Source organism: Pseudomonas sp. Z1-14 (genome assembly GCF_051132005.1).
GTDB lineage: Bacteria > Pseudomonadota > Gammaproteobacteria > Pseudomonadales > Pseudomonadaceae > Aquipseudomonas.
Genome location: NZ_CP071646.1, coordinates 3,062,250 through 3,081,882, shown reverse-complemented (window position 1 = coordinate 3,081,882; position 19,633 = coordinate 3,062,250). Strand labels below are relative to the sequence as shown.

16 protein-coding genes are annotated in these 19,633 nt (G+C 62.6%); 5 read left to right on the top strand and 11 right to left on the bottom strand.

The window, feature by feature from the left end; all coding sequences use genetic code 11:
- The gene (gene fhuF, locus J3P89_RS13930) at window positions 1-738 is read right to left on the bottom strand and encodes a siderophore-iron reductase FhuF (protein ID WP_434624065.1); all 738 of its coding nucleotides are present in this window, start codon (window positions 736-738) and stop codon (window positions 1-3) included.
- A gap of 197 nt (window positions 739-935) precedes the next feature.
- Here fhuF and J3P89_RS13925 point away from each other — a divergent pair, with 197 nt between their 5' ends.
- Together J3P89_RS13925 and J3P89_RS13920 are read left to right on the top strand one after the other, a co-directional pair.
- On the top strand, window positions 936-1,151 hold the full coding sequence (locus J3P89_RS13925; RefSeq protein ID WP_186610593.1) for an MbtH family protein: 216 nt from the start codon (window positions 936-938) through the stop codon (window positions 1,149-1,151).
- Between the two features lie 35 nt (window positions 1,152-1,186).
- Window positions 1,187-2,617, top strand: coding sequence for a diaminobutyrate--2-oxoglutarate transaminase (locus J3P89_RS13920; RefSeq protein WP_434697913.1), 1,431 nt, complete (start codon window positions 1,187-1,189; stop codon window positions 2,615-2,617).
- Window positions 2,618-2,775: 158 nt separating this feature from the next.
- Here the strand turns inward: J3P89_RS13920 and J3P89_RS13915 are convergent, their stop codons facing one another.
- The 3 genes from J3P89_RS13915 to J3P89_RS13905 all read right to left on the bottom strand — a co-directional run bounded on the left by J3P89_RS13915 (window position 2,776) and on the right by J3P89_RS13905 (window position 5,594).
- A complete protein-coding gene (locus J3P89_RS13915; protein ID WP_434624061.1) occupies window positions 2,776-3,702 on the bottom strand; it encodes a sugar ABC transporter substrate-binding protein in 927 nt (308 codons plus the stop codon).
- A gap of 81 nt (window positions 3,703-3,783) precedes the next feature.
- Complete coding sequence (locus tag J3P89_RS13910) at window positions 3,784-4,575, bottom strand: TIM barrel protein (RefSeq protein WP_434697912.1); 792 nt, start codon at window positions 4,573-4,575, stop codon at window positions 3,784-3,786.
- A complete protein-coding gene (locus J3P89_RS13905; protein ID WP_434697911.1) occupies window positions 4,572-5,594 on the bottom strand; it encodes a Gfo/Idh/MocA family oxidoreductase in 1,023 nt (340 codons plus the stop codon). Before J3P89_RS13905 ends, J3P89_RS13910 begins: the two co-directional genes overlap by 4 nt.
- A 195-nt stretch (window positions 5,595-5,789) precedes the next feature.
- Between J3P89_RS13905 and J3P89_RS13900 the strand changes: the two genes are divergently transcribed.
- Window positions 5,790-7,790, top strand: a complete 2,001-nt coding sequence (locus J3P89_RS13900; RefSeq protein ID WP_434697910.1) for a sigma-54-dependent Fis family transcriptional regulator — start codon at window positions 5,790-5,792, stop codon at window positions 7,788-7,790.
- Between the two features lie 21 nt (window positions 7,791-7,811).
- Here J3P89_RS13900 and J3P89_RS13895 read toward each other — a convergent pair whose 3' ends face one another.
- The gene (locus J3P89_RS13895) at window positions 7,812-9,113 is read right to left on the bottom strand and encodes an SDR family oxidoreductase (RefSeq protein WP_434697909.1); all 1,302 of its coding nucleotides are present in this window, start codon (window positions 9,111-9,113) and stop codon (window positions 7,812-7,814) included.
- 148 nt (window positions 9,114-9,261) lie between these two features.
- On the opposite strand from J3P89_RS13895, the gene treA reads away from it, so the two are divergent.
- The gene (gene treA / locus J3P89_RS13890; protein WP_434651955.1) at window positions 9,262-10,866 is read left to right on the top strand and encodes an alpha,alpha-trehalase TreA; all 1,605 of its coding nucleotides are present in this window, start codon (window positions 9,262-9,264) and stop codon (window positions 10,864-10,866) included.
- Window positions 10,867-10,928: 62 nt separating this feature from the next.
- The gene (locus tag J3P89_RS13885; RefSeq protein ID WP_434697908.1) at window positions 10,929-11,852 is read left to right on the top strand and encodes a LysR substrate-binding domain-containing protein; all 924 of its coding nucleotides are present in this window, start codon (window positions 10,929-10,931) and stop codon (window positions 11,850-11,852) included.
- 284 nt (window positions 11,853-12,136) lie between these two features.
- Here J3P89_RS13885 and leuD read toward each other — a convergent pair whose 3' ends face one another.
- The 6 genes from leuD to xylA all read right to left on the bottom strand — a co-directional run bounded on the left by leuD (window position 12,137) and on the right by xylA (window position 19,617).
- Window positions 12,137-12,742 (bottom strand): 3-isopropylmalate dehydratase small subunit, encoded by a 606-nt coding sequence (gene leuD, locus J3P89_RS13880; RefSeq protein ID WP_434697907.1) that lies wholly within the window; start codon window positions 12,740-12,742, stop codon window positions 12,137-12,139.
- A gap of 2 nt (window positions 12,743-12,744) precedes the next feature.
- Window positions 12,745-14,166, bottom strand: a complete 1,422-nt coding sequence (leuC, locus tag J3P89_RS13875; RefSeq protein ID WP_434697906.1) for a 3-isopropylmalate dehydratase large subunit — start codon at window positions 14,164-14,166, stop codon at window positions 12,745-12,747.
- 125 nt (window positions 14,167-14,291) lie between these two features.
- The gene (locus tag J3P89_RS13870; RefSeq protein WP_434568680.1) at window positions 14,292-15,428 is read right to left on the bottom strand and encodes a sugar ABC transporter permease; all 1,137 of its coding nucleotides are present in this window, start codon (window positions 15,426-15,428) and stop codon (window positions 14,292-14,294) included.
- Window positions 15,429-16,985, bottom strand: a complete 1,557-nt coding sequence (gene xylG, locus J3P89_RS13865; protein WP_434624047.1) for a D-xylose ABC transporter ATP-binding protein — start codon at window positions 16,983-16,985, stop codon at window positions 15,429-15,431.
- 164 nt (window positions 16,986-17,149) lie between these two features.
- Entirely contained in the window at window positions 17,150-18,151 is a 1,002-nt protein-coding gene (gene xylF / locus J3P89_RS13860; RefSeq protein WP_305494967.1) for a D-xylose ABC transporter substrate-binding protein, read from the bottom strand.
- A 149-nt stretch (window positions 18,152-18,300) separates the two neighbouring features.
- On the bottom strand, window positions 18,301-19,617 hold the full coding sequence (gene xylA / locus J3P89_RS13855) for a xylose isomerase (RefSeq protein ID WP_434568678.1): 1,317 nt from the start codon (window positions 19,615-19,617) through the stop codon (window positions 18,301-18,303).
- Window positions 19,618-19,633: the final 16 nt, after the last annotated feature.

Below are 19,633 nucleotides of genomic sequence, written 5' to 3'. Positions count from 1 at the left end.
TCAGGCGCCTTGAACCTGGCGTCTGGATTCATCGAGGGGGCAGCTGCTGCAATAGCCAACGCCGGGGAGGCGGTAGCGAATGCAGCAGATGCGCCTCAGGCGCTGCGGCTCGTCCTCGCCAATGTCTTGGTAGCGTACGGGCGCGAACAGAGGGTTGCGCCGGCCGTCGGGGCGCAGCCGGGCAGTGAGGATCTCCCTGGCCGGCAGGGTGCTGGAGGCATCAGCCAGGGGGTGCAGTTCGATCCGCGTGGTGACGAATTCGAAGGTGTTGGCGGCGTTGCTCCAGAACAACCGGGGCGATGCCCGGCTGACACTGGCAAGAATCTCGATGACCGGTTCCAGATGGCATTCGACGAGCGTATGGAACCGCTCGAAAGCCGTGCACGGGGGCAGTACCTGGCCATCGTCGCGCAAATGCAGGGCCTGGGGCCTGGCGTCGTCGCCGAGTTTCAAGCCGACATCAGCCAGGGCGAGCGGCAGCTCCCGTTGCTGGAGCAGGTTGGCGGCCATCACTGGCGCCAGGAAGGTACTGAAATACCATTTGGACCACAGCGACACCAGGGCCAGACGCTCATCAGTCTTGTAGCGTGCCAGCAGATCGTCGACGAATGCGCTGAACGTCTCATGCTGGAAGAACACGGCGGCCGGCAGATCGGCGCGCGGGTGGCTGCGCAGTTGCAGCTTGTCTTCAAAGGCTGCGAGCGGCCCGATGAACAGCGGAGCAAGGCTGGGAATCATTGACTCATCCGTGACCGCGAATCGAGAGAGGTTATCGTTCAGGGGCGAAGTATAAACAGCGCACTGCTGTCTTGCGACTGCTCGCCAGCAATGAAATATGTGCGCAACGTAAGATTTTTATAATATTAATGAGAATCGCTACCATTAGTATTGTATCGTAGCGATCTTTTCCGTCATGCCAGTCAAAGGAGCAAGCAATGAGTTTGGATAGCCCGGATACGCGGTTTCTGGTTGTCGTCAACGAAGAGGAGCAGTACTCGATCTGGCCGGACTACCGCAGCGTGCCCGACGGCTGGCGCACCGTGGACATGCAGGGCAGCAAGGAAGAGTGTCTGGCTTACATCGAGAAAGTCTGGACCGACATGCGCCCGCTGAGCCTGCGTCAGGCCATGCAGGTACAAGGACAGGGCTGATCGCCCACAACCGAGTGGTTACTCAGGGAGTCAAAATGGAAAGTGTCCAGCCCCGTTCATCCTCCGGCGCAACCTTCACGCTGGAGCAGTTTCGCCAGCAAGCGCCGCGTGAACTGAACACCAACCCGTATCTGCAACGCCAGGCGGCCCGGGAGTCGAACGCCCGTTCTTACCCGCGGCGCATTCCGTTGGCCTTGCAAGAAGCCCATGGTCTTTATGTGCGCGATACTCAAGGCCAATTGTTCATGGACTGCCTCGCGGGTGCGGGGACTTTGGCGCTGGGCCATAACCATCCGGTGGCCATCGCGGCCATGCGCCAGACACTCGATTCCGGCCTGCCCTTGCACACCCTGGACCTGACGACACCGGTCAAGGATCGTTTCGTCGAGGACCTGTTCAACGCCTTGCCGGAAAACTTCGCCCGTCACGCGCGCATCCAGTTCTGCGGACCGACCGGTGCCGACGGCATCGAGGCGGCCTTGAAGCTGGCGCGGATCGCCACCGGGCGCAAACCGATCCTGACGTTCTCCGGCGGTTACCACGGCATGACCCTGGGGACACTGAGCCTGATGGGCAACCTGGGGCCGAAACAGGGGCTGGGCTCGTTGATGGCCGACGTGCAGTTCCTGCCGTACCCCTATGACTACCGCTGTCCGTTCGGCATCGGCGGCGAAGCCGGCATCGATGCCGGGCTGCACTTTATCGAACAACTGTTGAGCGACCCGGAGTCGGGTGTGCTGCCACCGGCAGCGGTGGTCGTGGAAGTCGTGCAGGGCGAGGGTGGGGTGATCCCGGCACCGGTCCGTTGGCTCCAGGGCTTGCGCCAACTGACCCGCAAACACGGCGTGGCACTGATCATCGATGAAGTACAGACCGGCCTGGGGCGTACCGGCAAGCTGTTCGCTTTCCAGCACGCCGACATCGAACCGGACATTCTGGTCTTGTCCAAAGCTATCGGCGGCGGTCTGCCGCTGGCGGTGATGGTGTATCGCGAAGAACTGGACACCTGGAAACCCGGTGCCCATGCCGGCACGTTCCGTGGCAACCAGATGGCGATGGCAGCGGGGGGCGCGACGTTGCGTCATATCATCAGCGAACACCTGCCAGCGCACGCTGACATCATGGGGCAACGCCTGATGGAGCAGCTGCGTCAGTTGCAGGGCGATTACCCTTGCCTGGGCCAGGTGCGTGGTCGTGGCTTGATGGTGGGCGTAGAGGTTGTCAGCGATACCCCGAGCGATGCCCGTGTGCCCGCCGCGGATACGGCACTGGCCCAGGCCATCCAGCGCCAGTGCCTGCGCTTGGGCGTCATCCTGGAGTTGGGCGGGCGCCATGGCGCCGTTGTGCGATTCCTGCCACCGCTGATCATCCAGGCTGAGGAAATCGATGTGCTGGTCGAGCTGTTCCGGGTGGCCTTGAACAATGCCATCGCCGAGACCAAGGGCAGGGCGTTGCACATCGCCTGAGCAGGCGCTGGCTGTTGACGTGAGGCAATCGACCCGTGGCGAGGGAGCTTGCTCCCGCTGGGCTGCGCAGCGGCCCCAAAAATCTTGCGGCTGCTACGCAACCCAGCGGGAGCAAGCTCCCTCGCCACGAGGCCATCATTTTTCTCAGGTGATTACTGCTACTTGTAACGCTGCTCAAACACCGCCAGTTGCTCAGGTTTGATCAACTGGAACGGTACCCAGACCTCCGGCTCAACCGGCTCGCCCTTGATCATCTTGAGCGCCGCCTGCACCGCGCTGGTCGCTTGGGCCTTGGGGTCCTGGAATACCGACGCGACCAGCATCCCGCGTTTGATCGCCGCCAGGCCATCAGGCAAACCGTCGATGCCGACAATCGAAATCTCGCCCTTGGCTTTGCCGGCTTGCTGCAAGGCCATGGCCGCACCGATGGCCATCTCGTCATTGTTGGCGACGATGGCATCGAAACGGCTGCCGGCGAGCAGCCAGTTGCTGGTCAGGTCCATCCCTTTGCTGCGCTGCCATTCGGCGCTCTGCTGTTCGACGACCCTGATCTGGGGGAAGTCCTTGAGCACCTGCTTGACCCCTTCGGTGCGGTCATGGGTGGCGTTTTGCGCGAGGTCGCCCATGATGATCGCGAGGTTGCCCTTGCCGCCGAGTTTTTCCGCCAGGTAGCGCATCTGCAGTTGGCCGGCCTCGATGTCGTTGGACGCCACCGTAACCACGCCTTTGGGCAAGGTGCGCTCGTCCGGGTGGCGATTGACGTAGACCAGCGGCGTCTTGGCTTCGACGGCGGCGCGGGTGATGTTGGCGGTGGCGGAAGTGTCTACCGGCAGGACAATGACCGCATCGACTTTCTGATTGATGAAGCCTTGGACCTGATTGAGCTGGCGGACCACGTCGCCCTGGGCATCCTCGAACTGGATCTGGACGTTATCCTTCCTGGCGGCCTCGTCCAGGCCGTTACGCACGTAGGTCATGAAGTTGTCGTCAACCCTGGCGATGCTGACGCCGATGCGATAATCGGCGGCGGCCCATTGGCTGAACAGCACGAGCAATGTGGCGAAAAGCAGTGTGCAACGACGCATGATGGTTTTCCTTTTGTTGTTATGGAGTGAACGTCATCAAGTGATGGAAATATTGCTGCGCGTCTGGAGTCCGCGAGGCGCTCACCCATCCAGGGTGAAAGCCTGTCTGAAACGCTCCAGTGCTGTTTCGCTGTCACCGCTGGCCCAGCCCTCAAGGCCGACGACACCGCGGTATCCCATGCCGAACAGCGCCCGGGCAATGGCCGGATAGTGAATTTCACCGGTGCCAGGCTCCATGCGACCCGGAACATCGGCGACCTGGATTTCGCCGATGGCGTCACCGGCGCGCTGGACCAGCTCGATCAGGTTTCCTTCGCCGATTTGCGCGTGATAAAGGTCCAGATTCATTTTCAGGTGCGGGCTGCCCACGGCTTCGATCAGCGCCAGGGTATCGTCGGCGCGGGCGAACGGTGTGCCGGGATGGTCGACTTCGGTGTTGAGATTTTCCAGCAGGAATACCCGGCCGGCGTCTTCGCCCAGGCGGGCGATCTTTTCCAGGGTCTTGCAGGCGCTCAACCACATGCGTCCGGTTGTTCGGGCTACCGGTTTGACCGGCAAGCCCTGATCACCCAGGCCGGTGCCGTGCAGGTTCAGGCTCGGGCAGTTCAACCGGGCTGCGACGGCCAAGGATTCTCCGGCGCTGTCGAGCAGTTGCCGGACGGCCTCGGGATCGGTCAGGTTGCCCGAGATGTAACCGGTCATCGAGGTGAAATCCGCGCCAGTCGCCGCGAGGGCCTGGATGTCCTTGCTCGTCCAGTTCCATATCTCGACGCTGAAACCCTGCGCGTGGATGCGTTTGACCCGTTCGACAAAGGGCAGGTCAAGAAAGACCATCTCGGCGCTGACCGCCAGTTTGAAGGGGATGAAACTCATGACGAGGCTCCTTGCACACGTACCGCTTTACCCTGCTGGAAGCACTCGATGCAAGCCCGTGCAATGGCCAGGGCGGCCCGGGCATCTTCACCGCTGGCCAGCGGTTTCTCGCCGCTGCGCACGCAACTGACGAAGTGATTCAGCTCGGCCACGTACGCATCACGCAGCAAGTCGGTGTCCAGGCGTTGGGTATCGGCCTGGACCCCATTGGCCAGATAGCGCAGCAAGTCGGAGTCGTTGACGCTGCCCATGGTCAGCATGCCGGCGCTGCCGAACACTTCGCCCCGAACGTCGTAGCCGTAGACGGCCTGGAAGTTGGCCTCGGCGGTGGCAATGGCGCCATTGTCGAAACGGATCGTGACCACTGCCGTGTCGAGGAAACCTTTCTCCTTGTAGTCGGGTGCAATCAAGGCATCGGCCATCACGAATACCTCGACCGCCTCGGCGCCCGGATTCAGGTAGCGCAGGGTATCGAAGTCATGGATCAGCGTTTCCAGGAAGATCACCCATTGCGGCGAGGCGGCGGGGTTGTTCAGCGCCGGGTCGCGGGTCAGCGAGCGCAGCAGTTGCGGGGTGCCGATCCGGCCGGCGACCACGTCCAGATGAGCTGTGCGGAAACTCCTGGCGAAGCGCCGGTTGAAACCGACCTGGAGCGTCACCCGGGCATCGGCAGTGGCGGCGATGGCGCGGTCGGCTTCGTCCAGCGTGATCGCCATGGGTTTTTCACAGAACACCCCTTTGCCGGCCCGGGCCGCGCTGATCACCAGCTCGGCATGGCTGCGTGCCGGGGCGGCGATCAGCACGGCGTCGATGTCCGGGTCGTCCAGCAGTTGCTGCGGGTCGGCGTAGGTCTTGCGCACATCCAGCTCCGCCGCCAGGCGCGCGGCTTGGCCGGGAGTAGGGTCGGCGATGGCGGCGAGGCAGGCGCCGGGGATGTGCCGGGCGGCGGTCAGGCCGTGAAAACTGCCCATGCGGCCAGCGCCGATAAGACCCAGGCGGATGGTTTTCGAGGTGCTCATGAAATGACTCCCTTTTATTGTTGTTCGCGACGCGCTGGCCGAAACGCCGGTGTCGCTGTACTGCAGGGAGCAACTGCTGTGCCAATATTCAACTTGCTGAATTTAAAGGTTTATTTCTGCGATCTTGAAAGAGGAATGTTCATTTCGTGGACATGTCTACACTGACATGTCGAAAACCTGAACATAGAGCCGACAATGAACGCACAACCCATGGCCCTGAGCGTTGAAGACCGGGACTATCTGACTGCCCTCGGCCCCGCGTCGTTGAATGGAGGATCAAACGCTGCGCTGGAAGAGGCCTGGCGAGCATGCCTGAACGCCAGCACCGAGCGTCCCGCCGGTGTCAGGCAAGTGATCTGGAATTCCTGGCGGCGCAGCGTCGATGCCGGGCTGGATCCGGAGGACGGCGAGTACCGTTTTGTCGCGCCCGCCGAGCTGACCGCCACGCTGACGGCGAATCGCCTGTTGATCGCCGCCGCCGCACAGGTCATGCGCGGCTTGCTCGCCTACAACCCCAACGGGCATATCAACCTGACCGATGCCGAAGGCACGACCCTGTATTTCTGCGGGCTGGACCTCACGCCCATCGGCAGCCGATTGCTCGAATCGGTGCAGGGCACCAATTGCACCGGGCTGGCGCTGGTTGAAGACCGGCTGGTGTATGTGCTGGCCGAGGAAAATTTCGGCATAGGCCTGCGCCAGCGGCGTATGCATTGCGCCGCCGCGCCTATCCGCGATGCTCATGGCCGGACCCTGGCGATGCTGACCCTGACCGCCGAGCCGGGCTGGTTTCACTTCCATACCCTGGGCACCGTCCAGGCCGCGGCTGAAGCGGTCTCCCGGCAAATGGCGCTGCAGGCACTGCTGGAAGAACAACAGACAGTCCTTGAAGTGCTCAACGAGGGCTTGGTGGTACTCGATGAAACAGGTTGCATCAAGGCTCTCAACCATTACGCCCGGCAATTGTTCCGCGTCGACCATGACTGGTTGGGCAAGCCGTTCCAAAGCCTTGGGCAGACCGAGCAGAGCGGCGTGATCCTGCGAGGGGATGGCGAAGGGGCAAGGGACCTGGATTGCACCTTCGAGCTGCATGACCGCAGTCATCTGGCCTGCCTGGTATCTGTCTGCCCTCTGGAGCAGGGCGGTCGTATCGTTTCGTTGCGCGAGAATCGGCGCATCCGTGAGATTACCCGGCGCCTCATCGGCACCCAGGCCAGCTACACCTTCGAGACCATCCAGGGTCGTTCACGGGCGATTCAGGACGCCTTGCAACTGGGCCGGATCGCCAGTCGCAGTGACTCGACCACGCTGATTCTCGGTGAGAGTGGCACCGGAAAGGAGCTGTTTGCCCAGGCCATCCATAACGCCAGCGACCGCAGTGGCGGTCCGTTCGTGGCGGTCAATTGCGGGGCCATCCCCCGGGATCTGGTGCAGAGCGAACTGTTCGGCCATGTCGAAGGTGCGTTCACCGGATCGGCTCGCGGTGGCTCGGCGGGCAGATTCGAACTGGCCGATGGCGGGACGATCTTCCTCGACGAGATCGGTGACATGGCCTTTGATGCGCAGGTCAGCCTGCTGCGCGTCCTGCAGGAAGGCGAAGTGACGCGGGTGGGGGCGAAAAAATCGCTGCGGGTCAATGTGCGCATCATTGCCGCCACTCACCGCAACCTGAGCCAGGCCGTCGCCGACGGGGCCTTTCGCGAGGACCTTTATTACCGCCTCAATGTGCTGAGCCTGACGGTGCCGCCGCTGCGGATGCGGCGGGAGGATGTGCCTTTGCTGGCGCGGCATTTCCTCGCGCGGTGTGCCCGATCGCTGCGAAAGCCGATACGTGACCTGTCACCACAGGCGCTGGAGGTTCTCGATGCCTATCATTGGCCGGGGAACGTCCGTGAGCTGGAAAACGTCATCGAGCGCGCGACCAACCTGGCAACCACGGAGCTCATCCAGGCGAATGACCTGGCCCTGGAAATCAGGCAGGGCGGGCGGCCCTCGGCCCGCCAAGCTACTCCTGAACCCAGGGCGGCCCTCGATCTGGGCACGCACGAAATGAACGCAATCATCGCCGCCCTGCGGGACACGCGCGGCAATATCCGTCTGGCCGCCCAACGGTTGAACGTGTCCCGGGGCGGCCTGTACAACAAGATGAGCCGCTTCGGGCTCAAAGTCGAAGCGTTCCGCTCGGCGCAGGACTGACCCGATCGCCTCGCTGTGCGGTCACCTGCGGTCACGCTCTCGACCCAATGCCACCAGGCACCCGCCAAGCAACAGCGCCGCGCCCGCCACCAGCACGGGCGATGGTCGTCGCGCAGGCTTGCGCCAGCCGCCTTCGATCTTACGCGGCCCGCTGGGCGGGTTGAACAGGTTGCCCGAGGATGACGCCAAGGCCGGGCTGCGGTTCAGGCCCAGACGCGTCAACCAGCCGGACAGTTGCGGGAAACCGGGCACCAGGAAATGCGCGACCCTCGCCAGTACCGCCGCGCTGCCCACGGTGGTGCTGGGCTTGGGGTTGAGCGCACAGCTGACCATCGCTTCGGCAACCCGCTGCGGGTCGTAGACGGGAGGCGGTGGCTTGAGCGCATGGCCGGTGTAATTGGCGCCGTCGCGAAAGCCCGGCGTGTCGATGACGGCGGGGTAGATGTCGCAGACGTGGATGTCCCGGTATTCGCCGAGTTCACCGCGCAAGGCTTCGGACAAGCCGCGCAAGCCGTATTTGCTTGCCGAGTAGGCAGCGGCATAGGGCTGGGCGACCCAACTGCCCAGCGACAGGGTGTTGATCAGGATCCCGCGCTTCTGCGCCTTGAAATAGGGCCATGCCACATAGGCGCCCCGCAGGTAGCCGAGCAGGTCGGTTTGCAGAACCTGTTCATGTACCTCAAGCGGTGTTTGCTCGAAACTGCCCACCGCGCCGACGCCGGCATTGTTGATCCAGATATCGATGCGCCCGTCGCCAAACGCGGCGGCCTCGGCGGCTAGCGCCTGCATCTGTTCGCTGCGGGTGACGTCGGTGCACACCGCCAATGCGGCGGCGCCCTGGGCCTGGCATTCGTCGACAACTTCGGCGAGCGCCTCGCGGTCACGTGCCGCCAGCACCAGGCGCGCCCGTTGCCGGGCAAACGCCAGGGCGGTGGCACGACCGATTCCGCTGGACGCCCCGGTGATGACCACGAGTTTTTCCGCCAAGGGATGCGATTGGGTCTGAGCAGCGGTATCGGCGGGGCCCGTGGGCCGGTCGATGGCGGGTTGCAAGGGGGTCAACTGCAGGCGCACGCCATCGGCCATTACCAGCGTCAGATCCTCAATGGTGCCGGCGACTCTGCCGGGGTACACCGGCTCGCCCTCGGGGTCGAGCTGGTCGTAGAGGAATGTCTGGCCTTCCAGCCAGCCCACCGCCGTATTCAATTCAGGGCCCAGGTAATACTTTCCATCAAGGAAGAAACCTGGGAAGTGAGGCGCGCGCTCGATGCTTTCAACGGCGTAACGCTCACCGTGCCGCATGCCGGTTGCTGGGGCAATCATGATCAACACCTCCGTCCTGTTGGTCCTGCCATAGAGAGCAGGGGTCAGGCAGGGGTTCCGTCGAGGTGAGGAAAGGCATTTCGAGTGAACCGCGCTCCACCTCGTTATGTCACTCGTTGGTCAGGAACGACAAATGATGGAGCCGCCGATGCGACCACTGTATTTCCCCAGCCTGTCTCTCGCTGCCGTGCTGTGCACGGCCTGTTCAAGCCAACCTCCCGCCATGTGGGGTTATGCTGACGCCCGGGACCGGGCCAATCAGCCGCCCGACCAGATGTACCCCGAACTGTTCGAAGCCGTGCAGCGTCAGCAGGTATTCACCGACCAGAAGCATTTCGTCGATGCGTTGCCCAAGCGTGACCCGGCGAAGATCCGTGCCGATTACCTGGCCCGTCGGGAGGGCGCCGATTTCGATCTCGATGCCTTCATAAAAGACAACTTCATCGAATCCGGCCAGGCTGAAAGTCCTGCCCCCGAACCGGGTGCGCCGATCAAGGAGCACATCGATAATCTCTGGCCCGTGCTCAGCCGAACCTACACCCAGGTGCCACCCTACAGCAGCCTGCTGCCGTTGCCGCAACCGTATGTAGTCCCGGGCGGACGTTTCCGCGAAATGTATTACTGGGACTCGTATTTCACCATGCTCGGTCTGGAGCAAAGCGGCGACAAGACGCAGGTTCGCCAGATGACCGACAATTTTGCCTACATGATCGATACCTACGGCCATATCCCCAATGGCAACCGCAGCTACTACCTGAGCCGCTCGCAGCCACCGTTCTTTGCTTACATGGTCGAGTTGCAGGCGCACATCGAAGGCGAGCAGGCCTACGGGCGCTACCTTCCCCAGTTGCAAAAGGAATATGCCTACTGGATGGACGGCGCGCAGGCCCTCAAGGCCGGTGAGGCGGTGCAGCATGTCGTCAAGCTCGCCGATGGCAGTGTGCTCAACCGTTATTGGGATGCCAGCGCTACGCCTCGGCAGGAGTCATGGCTGCAAGACACGAAGACCGCCGAACAGGCGCCACAGCGACCCAAGGAGGAGGTCTGGCGCGACTTGCGCGCCGGGGCCGAAAGCGGCTGGGATTTCAGCTCCCGCTGGCTGGGGGACGGCAAGAACCTGGCGACCATCCGAACCACATCGATTGTGCCGGTGGACCTGAACGCCCTGATGTTCCACCTGGAGCGCACCATCGCCAAGGCCTGTGAGACGGTGGCGAACACGCCTTGCGTCCAGGCCTATGGGCAGCGTGCCGAGCAACGCCAGCGCGCCATCGAGACGCACTTGTGGAACGCCGAAGGTGGTTATTACGTGGACTACGACTGGCAGCAGAACCGGCAACGGCCGGGATTGACTGCCGCAACGCTGTTCCCGCTCTTCACCGGCCTGGCCTCTGCCGAACGCGCCGATCGTACCGCCGATGCGGTGCGTCGAGGTTTGTTGCGTCCTGGCGGCATCGCCACCACCCAGGTCAACAACGGCCAGCAATGGGACGAGCCCAATGGCTGGGCGCCGTTGCAATGGGTGGCGGTCGAAGGGTTGGACCGCTACGGACAAACGGAACTGGCCCGGGATGTTGGCAACCGCTTTCTGAAGCAGGTCCAAGACCTTTATCTCAAAGAGGACAAATTGGTCGAGAAGTACGACGTGTCCGGACAGGGCGACGGCGGTGGGGGCGGCGAATACGAACTGCAGGACGGCTTCGGCTGGACGAACGGGGTAACGCTGAAGCTGATGAATAAATACGGCGGTTGAGCCGGGCGGGATCGATGCTATTCTTCGCAAAATCTGCGAAGAATAGCGCTGCCGTGGGGCTTATGAACACGAGTCGTGATCAGTTTCCATTACCGGAGGACCTGAAGGTCTTTCTCACCGTCGTTCGAAAAAACGGCTTTGCCAGTGCCGCGCAAGCGCTGGGTTATTCACCGGCCTATATCAGCAAGCGCATTTCGGTACTGGAAGCAACGCTCGCCACGCGCTTGCTGCACCGTACCACCCGGCGCATCGCCCTGACCGACGATGGCGAGCGCGTGCGGGTCTGGGCCGAAAAGCTATTGGGGGATTTCGAGGAGTTTGTCGGTGAAATCGCTCAGGCGCGACATCAGCCCAGCGGCGCTCTGCACATCTGCAGCAGTTTCGGTTTTGGCCGCAACCACGTCGCACCGGCCATCGGCAAACTGTCGCAGGCGTACCCCCGGCTCGACATCCGCCTGGACGTATTCGACCGCGTCGTCGATATCGTCGGCGAAGGCTTCGACCTGGAGATCCGCGTCGGTGATGACCTGCCGGACCAACACCTGGGGCGCAAGCTGGCGAGCAATCGGCGGATACTCTGCGCAAGTCCGGAGTATCTGCAACGGCGGGGCATCCCGCATTCGCTGGAAGAGCTTGACGCTCATGATTGCCTGGTGCTCAAAGAGCGCAATAACGCGTTCGGCCTATGGACGCTGACCCGGGATGGCGAGGAGGCAACGGTACGTGTCGGCGGCCCGTTATCATCCAACAGTGGCGAGATCGTTCTGGAGTGGGCGTTGAGCGGCGGCGGGATCCTGCTGCGCTCGATGTGGGACGTCAAGCCGCTGCTGGAGCAAGGGCGGCTGGTCCAGGTGCTGCCAGACTATTCGCAAAGCGCCAACGTCTGGGCCGTATACCCGACCCGGCTCAGCCAGTCGGCCAAATTGCGGGTATGTGTCGAGTTTCTCGAGGAGTGCTTCCGGGATTTGTCGGTTGGTCAGGCGTAGTGGCGTCCTCTGTGGGAGCGAGCCTGCTCGCGAAGGGGCCAGCCCATCCAACATCTTCGGTGGCTGACACGCCGCCATCGCGAGCAAGCTCGCTCCCACATTGGATTTTCGACAGGCACAGACCTCACGGTATACACGCAACCCCTGTGGGAGCGAGCCTGCTCGCGAAGGGGCTCACTCAAAATCTTCACTGACTGACACGCCGCCTTCGCGAGCAGGCTCGCTCCCACAGGGGAAGCCCGAACCTACCAAAACCAGGTCAAACCCAACCCCAACCCCAACCCCTACAACCAAGGATTCTCCGCCAGATGCCGACGCTCGAACCGGCGAATCTGCTCGGCACGCTGGAGCGTTGCGCCAATGGCGTCCAACCCCAGCAGCAACGACTCCTTGCGCAGTCCGTCAATCTCGAACGCCATAACGCTGCCGTCCGCCAGCTCAATGCGCTGCTCGGCAAGGTTGACGCTGACAGCGGCCGTTTCCGCGTGGCCAACGAGCTCGGCAATCTTTTTCCACTGGACCTCGGCAAGCTCAATCAGCAGCACCCCGTTTCGCTGGCAATTGTCGTAGAAGATCCCGGCGAAACTCGTACCGATCAGCGCCCTGATCCCTACCTGCTTCAAGCCCCAGACCGCATGCTCACGGCTTGAGCCACAGCCGAAGTTTTCGCCCACCACCAGGAACGTCGCATCGCGCCAGCCAGGTTGATTGAGCACGAAATCCGGATTGGCAACGCCGGGCTCGCGCCATCTCAGGTCAAAGAACAGGCCCCGGTCCAGCCCCTGGCGGTCAATGCCCTTGAGGAACTGCTTGGGCATGATGACGTCGGTGTCGATGTTGGCGGCCAGCAGCGGGGCGGCGATGCCGGTTACGGTGTCAAAGGGTTGCATCTTCAGGCCTCCGGGAGCAGTGAGCGGACGTCGGTCAGGTGACCGGTTATCGCGGCGGCGGCCACCATGGCCGGACTCATCAGGTGAGTGCGCGCGCCTGCGCCCTGGCGTCCTTCGAAATTGCGATTGGTGCTGGATGCGCAGCGATCACCTGGCGCAAGCACGTCGTCGTTCATCGCCAGGCACATCGAGCAGCCGGACTGGCGCCATTCGAAACCCGCGTCGCGGAAGATCGCAGCCAGTCCTTCCTCTTCGGCCTGGTCGCGCACCGCGGTGGAGCCGGGCACGATCATCGCCCGCACATGGGCCGCGACCCGCTTGCCGCGGACGACCCGCGCCGCGTCGCGCAGGTCTTCGATGCGCGCATTGGTGCAGGAGCCGATGAAGGCATGGCTGATCTGCACTTCGCCAAGGGGCATCCCTGGCGTCAGCCCCATGTAGTCCAGCGCCCGCTGCAGGCCCTGGCGCAGGATCGGGTCGGGCTGCGCCGCCGGATCCGGTACCTGGCCGCCAATCGGCGCTGCCTGGTCGGGGCTGGTGCCCCAGGTCACCATCGGCTCCAGCGCAGCGACATCGAGGCTCACTTCCCGATCGAATACCGCATCCTCATCGCTGCGCAGGTCTTGCCACTTGGCCACGGCCTGTTCCCACAGCTCGCCCCGAGGCGCACGGGGTTTGCTTTGCAGGTAGGTAAAGACCTTGTCATCCGGGGCCATGAAGGCGCCTCTCGCACCCGCTTCCACGGCCATGTTGCAGATGGTCATCCGCGCTTCGACGCTCAGTGCGCTGATGACCGGGCCGGTGAATTCAATTGCGTAGCCCGTAGCGCCCGAGGCGCCGATTTTTTCGATCAGCGCCATGATGACGTCCTTGGCGGTGACGCCCGCGCCGAGGGCGCCATCGACCGTGACGCGCAGGGTTTTCAGACGCTTGTAGACCAGCGTCTGGGTGGCCAGCAAATGTTCGATTTCAGAAGTGCCGATGCCGAAACCGAACGCCCCGAGCGCACCGTAGGTGGTGGTATGGCTGTCGCCGGCGGCGATGACCATGCCCGGCAGGATGAAGCCTTGCTCGGGAGCGACGACGTGCTCGATGCCCTGGCGCTTGTCGAGCACATCCAACAGTTCGATGCCGAAGTCTCGGCAGTTTTCGGCGAAGTAGGACACCTGCCGGGCGCCGCCCGCATCCGGCATGGCCGCGATACGCTCGGGCGTGGTCGGGTTGACGTGGTCAACCACCGCGAGGGTCGCGCTGGGGCGCCAGACGCTGCGGTGGGCTTCGCGCAGGCCGCTGAACGCTTGTGGGCTGGTGTATTCGTTGGCGACCTGACGGTCGATGTACAGCAGCACGTGGCCCTGATCATCCAGCGGGCAAACGGTATGACTGTCGATATGTTTCTGATAAAGCGTTCTCGGGCTGTTCATTTTCGCGCGCTTCTTGTCCTGGCGGGGCTTGCTGTGAACAGCATATGCCCCGCCCTGAAAGCATCAAGCGCGCAAAAGTGAAGGCGTTGCACACGAGTCGTGATCAATCACCCAAGGGGCGACCATCAACGTCGTCCAGTCCGGGTGCTGACGTCTACCCATACGGCCAGGACCAGAATGCTGCCTTTGACAATCATCTGCCAGTAGCTGTCGACGTCGAGCATCGACATGCCGTTGTCCAGGCTGGTGATGACCAGCGCGCCTAGCAGCGCACCGTAGACCGTCCCGGAGCCGCCGCGCATGGAGGTACCGCCGATGAAACAGGCAGCGATGGCGTCCAGTTCGCCCATGTTGCCGGCCGAGGGGGAGCCGGCCGCCAGGCGCGCGGTGTTGACCATGCCGGCGAGGGCGCACATCACGCCCATGATGCCGAAGATCCAGAGTTTTACCGCTTGCACGTTGATGCCGGACAGGCGGGTGGCTTCCATGTTGCTGCCCACGGAATAGACACGCCGGCCGAACACGGTCTGGCTGGTCACGTAGCTGAACACCCCCAGCAGGACCAACAGCAGCAGCACCGGAACCGGAATCCCGTCGTAGCTGTTCAGCGTGTAGACGAAGCCGGCGAGCACTGCGCCGATCAACACCACCCGCACCACGTCGCGCACCAATGAATGGGCGGCCAGGCCGTGCAAGGCGCGATTGCGGCGTTGTTTCCAGGTCAGGAACAACGTCAGGGCAAACAGCACCACGCCAAGGCCTGTGCCGACCGCATGGGGCAGATAACCCTGGCCGACATAAACCAGCTCCGGCGATACCGGGGCGATCGTGGTGCCGCCGGTGATGCCCAGCAGAATTCCGCGAAACGCCAGCATGCCGCCCAAGCCGACGATGAACGAGGGGATGCGCAGGTAGGCGGTCATGTAGCCGTTGGCGAGGCCGATGACCAGCCCGCACAGGGCGACCAGGCTCAGGTTCGCCAGTAGCGGAATGTGATAGACCACATCGAGAATCGCCGCGAGCCCACCGAGCAAGCCCAGCAGCGAGCCCACCGACAGGTCGATCTCGCCGCTGATGATCACCAGCACCATGCCGCAGGCCAGGATTCCGGTAATGGACATCTGCCGCAGCAGGTTGGAGAGGTTGCGCGGAGTCAGGAATCCGCCCTCGGTCTGCCAGCTGAAGAACAGCCAGATGACTGCCACGGCAATCACCAGGGCGAGCATTTTGTAGCGGGTGAACACTTGTTTGACCTGATTCATCTACGCGGATTTCCGATCATTGTTGTCAGGGGCTTCGGGATGGCTGAGCGCGGCCGCAAGCACCTGCTCCTGGGTCAGTTCACGATTGACGAAATCGCCGCGCAACTGGCCGTCGCCAATCACCAGCACGCGGTCGGACACCCCGAGCACTTCGGCCAGCTCCGAGGACACCATGATGATCGACACGCCTTCGGCCGCCAGCGCGCCCATCAGCTTGTAGATCTCGTACTTGGCACCCACATCCACGCCTCGGGTGGGCTCGTCGAGAATCAACACCCGGGGCTTGGTCAGGAGCATCTTCGCCAACACGGCTTTCTGCTGGTTGCCGCCGGACAGGCTGGTGATCGGCAGGAACGGGCTTGCGGTCTTCAGGTGCATGCGCGAGATCTCCCGGTCGATGCTGCCCAGTTCGGCCTCGGCATCGATCCGGGTCATCTTCGAGAAGTTCTCCAGCACCGCCAGGGTGATGTTCTGGCCGACGCCAAGGTCCGGGATGATGCCTTGGCGCTTGCGGTCTTCGGGGACCATGCACAGGCCGGCGCGGATCGATTTGAGCGGTGTGCTGCTGTCGATCCGCTGGCCGTCCAGCCAGACCTCACCTTCATGGCGTCCGGGGTAGGCGCCGAACAGGGCCGACACCAGTTCCGTGCGACCGGCGCCCACCAGCCCGGCGATGCCGAGGATTTCCCCGCGCTTGAGCGCAAACGAAATATCGTCGACCCGTTTGCGCCTGGGGTTGTCGACGTCGTAGCAGCTGATGTGGCGCGCCTCGAAAATCACCTCGCCGATCTCGTGGGGTTCGGTGGGGTAGAGGTTGCTCATTTCCCGCCCGACCATCTGCGTGATGATCTTCGGGATATCCATGTCGGCCATGGCGGTGGTCGCGATGTGTTTGCCATCGCGGATGACGGAAATGGTGTCGCACACCGCCGCCACTTCATCGAGCTTGTGGGAGATATACACGCAGGCCACGCCCTTGGCCTTGAGGTCGCGGATGATGTCCAGCAGCACCTCGATTTCCGAACGGGTCAGGGCCGAGGAGGGCTCGTCGAGGATCAGCAGGCGCGCCTGTTTGTTCAGCGCCTTGGCGATCTCGACCAGTTGCTGGTAGCCACCGCCGTACTGCGAGACCGGCAGCGAGACGTTCATGTCCGGCACTTTGAGTTCACGCATCAGGGCTTCGGCGCGATGGATCATCGCCGGATAGTTCATGCGCCCGCCGGGCAGGGTCAGCTCGTGGCCCATGAAGATGTTTTCGGCCACTGACAGGTCGGGGACCAGCGTCAGTTCCTGATGGATGATGACGATCCCGGCGGCCTCGGTTTCGCTGATCGATTGGGCTTTCAGCGGCTGGCCGTCCCAGAGGATTTCGCCCTCCCAGGTGCCATAGGGGTAGACCGCCGAGAGGACTTTCATCAACGTGGATTTGCCCGCGCCGTTTTCACCGCACAGGCCGACACATTCCCCGGGCCGGACCTTGATGTCGATGCCGTTGAGGGCTTTGACACCGCCAAAGGTCTTGACGATGCCGTTCATTTGCAACAGGTATTCGGACATGGCGAGGGCTCGTAAAAAAGGGCTCACACAACATAAAACCTGTGGGAGCGAGCCTGCTCGCGAAGAGGCCGGCACACCCTGCATCATCATCGGCTGTGACGCCGTCTTCGCGAGCAGGCTCGCTCCCACAAGGATTTTTGCTTAACCAAAGAGCTGCGCTTTGATCACTGCCCGGCAATCTGCGCCTTGGTGTAGAACCCGTCCTTTTCCAGCAGGTCGATGTTGTCCTTGGTCAGTGCGGTGGGCGTGAGCAGGATGGTGTCGACCTTCTTGTTGCCGTTGTCGTACTGCGAGCTGTAGGTGGGCTTCTCGTTGCGCGCCAGTTGCACCGAGAGCTTGGCGGCTTCGGAGGCGATCAATTTCAGTGGCTTGTAGACCGTCATGGTCTGCGTGCCGTCGATCACGCGCTTGACCGCCGCCAGGTCGGCGTCCTGACCCGAGATCGGCACCTTGCCGGCGAGCTTCTGCGCGGCCAGGGCCTGGATGGCGCCGCCGGCGGTGGCGTCGTTGGAGGCGACGATGCCATCGATCTTGTTGTTGTTCCGGGTCAGGGCGTTTTCAACGATGCTCAGGGCTTCGGTGGGGTTCCATTCCTTCACCCATTGCTGGCCGACAATCTTGATGTCGCCCTTGTCGATGGCCGGTTGCAGCACCTTCATCTGGCCTTCGCGCAGGATCTTGGCGTTGTTGTCCGTAGGGGCGCCGCCCAGCAGGAAGTAGTTACCCTTCGGCGCTGCCTTCAGGACACCGCCGGCCTGCATCTCGCCGACTTTTTCGTTATCGAAGGAAATGTAGGCGTCGATGTCGGCGTTGAGGATCAGCCGGTCATAGGACACCACCTTGATCCCGGCCTTCTTGGCTTCGGCGACGGCGTTGGTCAGCACGGTAGCGTTGAATGGCACGATGACGATCACATCGACGCCCCGGGAAATGAGGTTTTCGATCTGGGAAATCTGCTTCTGCTCGTTGGCGTCCGCCGATTGCACGTAGACCTTGGCGTCGAGTTTTTCCGCCGCCGCGACAAAGTAGTCACGGTCGCGCGACCAGCGCTCCAGGCGCAGGTCGTCAATGGAAAAACCGATTTTCGGGTGGGTCGCGTCGGCCATGGCCGGAAGCGACAGCAGGGCGAGGGCGCCGGCGAGCAGGGTACGTTTGAAGGTTTTCATGGTGGTGCGTCCTTTTATTGTTTTTTGAAAGACACTGCCTGACGATGAACATGATGCCGGTAGAACTGTAGAGACTTGTTCGGCGTTCCGGGCGCAGATTTGTCGCGAGAATGTAACAACCTCCCTGCGCCCGTGAAGGTTGCCTGCGGTCAGGGGTAGATAAACCGGTTGACGACGTTTTCGAGCATCTCCTGCCGACCGCTGACGGCCTGCGGATTCAGCTCGTTGGTGAATGCATGCTCGGCCAGTGATTCGAGACTGAAGTCCCCCGCCAGAACCGCTTTGCCGAACGGCTGCTGCCAGCCCGCGTAGCGCTGGTCCTTGAATTTCTGCAGTTGATCGTTCTGCACCATGGCCGCCGCGCGCTCCAGGGACAGGGCGAGCACGTCCATGGCGGCAACATGACCGTGGAACAGATCGACGTCGTCGACGCTCTGGCGGCGGACCTTGGAGTCGAAGTTGAATCCGCCGTTGCCGAAGCCCCCGGCCTTGAGGATTTCGTAGGTGGCGAGGGTCATTTCCTCGACGCTGTTGGGAAATTGGTCGGTGTCCCAGCCATTCTGCGGATCGCCACGGTTGGCATCGATGCTGCCGAAGATTCCCAGGGAGACCGCCGTGGCGATTTCATGATGGAAACTGTGCCCGGCCAGGGTCGCGTGGTTGGCCTCGATGTTGACCTTGATTTCGTTCTCCAGGCCGAACTGTTGCAGGAAGCCGAACACGGTGGCGCTGTCGTAATCGTATTGGTGCTTGGTCGGCTCCTGGGGCTTGGGCTCGATCAGCAGGTCGCCCTTGAAGCCGATCTTGTGCTTGTGCTCGACCACCATGCGCATGAAGCGGCCCAACTGTTCGCGTTCGCGCGCAAGGTCGGTATTGAGCAGGGTTTCATAGCCTTCACGGCCGCCCCACAATACGTAGTTGGAGCCCTTCAAACGCTGAGTGGCGTTCATGGCGCTGAACACCTGGGCGGCGGCGCAGGCGAAGACCTGTGGGTCCGGGTTGCTGGCGGCGCCGGCGGCAAAACGCGGGTTGCTGAAGCAATTGGCGGTGCCCCACAACAGCTTGATTCCGCTTTGTTCCTGATGGCGCTCAAGGTGATCGACCATCTGCGCGAAGTTGTTGCGGTATTCCTTCAGCGATTGTCCTTCCGGCGCGACGTCGGTGTCGTGGAAGCAGTAGTAGTCGATGCCCAGCTTGGAGAAGAACTCGAACGCGGCCTCGGCCTTGCCGATCGCCAGTTCCAGCGGGTCCCCGGCGTGCTGCCACGGGCGCTTGAAGGTCCCGGCGCCGAACACATCGGACCCTGGCCAGACAAACGTATGCCAGTAGCAGACGGCCATGCGCAGGTGCTCGCGCATGGGTTTGCCGAGCACCAGCTTGTTGGCGTCGTAATGGCGGAAGGCGAGCGGCGAGTCGCTGCCGGGGCCTTCATAACGAATCGGCTCGACATCGGGAAAGTACGACATGGGCGGGTTTCCTTTT

Coding starts and splice junctions, on each gene's coding strand:
- xylA (WP_434568678.1), bottom strand. CDS start 19,617: ATGTCGTACTTTCCCGATGTCGAGCCGATTCGTTATGAAGGCCCCGGC.
- J3P89_RS13870 (WP_434568680.1), bottom strand. CDS start 15,428: ATGAATCAGGTCAAACAAGTGTTCACCCGCTACAAAATGCTCGCCCTG.
- xylG (WP_434624047.1), bottom strand. CDS start 16,985: ATGTCCGAATACCTGTTGCAAATGAACGGCATCGTCAAGACCTTTGGC.
- leuC (WP_434697906.1), bottom strand. CDS start 14,166: ATGAACAGCCCGAGAACGCTTTATCAGAAACATATCGACAGTCATACC.
- J3P89_RS13905 (WP_434697911.1), bottom strand. CDS start 5,594: ATGAGCACCTCGAAAACCATCCGCCTGGGTCTTATCGGCGCTGGCCGC.
- treA (WP_434651955.1), top strand. CDS start 9,262: ATGCGACCACTGTATTTCCCCAGCCTGTCTCTCGCTGCCGTGCTGTGC.
- J3P89_RS13910 (WP_434697912.1), bottom strand. CDS start 4,575: ATGAGTTTCATCCCCTTCAAACTGGCGGTCAGCGCCGAGATGGTCTTT.
- leuD (WP_434697907.1), bottom strand. CDS start 12,742: ATGCAACCCTTTGACACCGTAACCGGCATCGCCGCCCCGCTGCTGGCC.
- J3P89_RS13915 (WP_434624061.1), bottom strand. CDS start 3,702: ATGCGTCGTTGCACACTGCTTTTCGCCACATTGCTCGTGCTGTTCAGC.
- xylF (WP_305494967.1), bottom strand. CDS start 18,151: ATGAAAACCTTCAAACGTACCCTGCTCGCCGGCGCCCTCGCCCTGCTG.
- J3P89_RS13885 (WP_434697908.1), top strand. CDS start 10,929: ATGAACACGAGTCGTGATCAGTTTCCATTACCGGAGGACCTGAAGGTC.
- J3P89_RS13925 (WP_186610593.1), top strand. CDS start 936: ATGAGTTTGGATAGCCCGGATACGCGGTTTCTGGTTGTCGTCAACGAA.
- fhuF (WP_434624065.1), bottom strand. CDS start 738: ATGATTCCCAGCCTTGCTCCGCTGTTCATCGGGCCGCTCGCAGCCTTT.
- J3P89_RS13895 (WP_434697909.1), bottom strand. CDS start 9,113: ATGATTGCCCCAGCAACCGGCATGCGGCACGGTGAGCGTTACGCCGTT.
- J3P89_RS13900 (WP_434697910.1), top strand. CDS start 5,790: ATGAACGCACAACCCATGGCCCTGAGCGTTGAAGACCGGGACTATCTG.
- J3P89_RS13920 (WP_434697913.1), top strand. CDS start 1,187: ATGGAAAGTGTCCAGCCCCGTTCATCCTCCGGCGCAACCTTCACGCTG.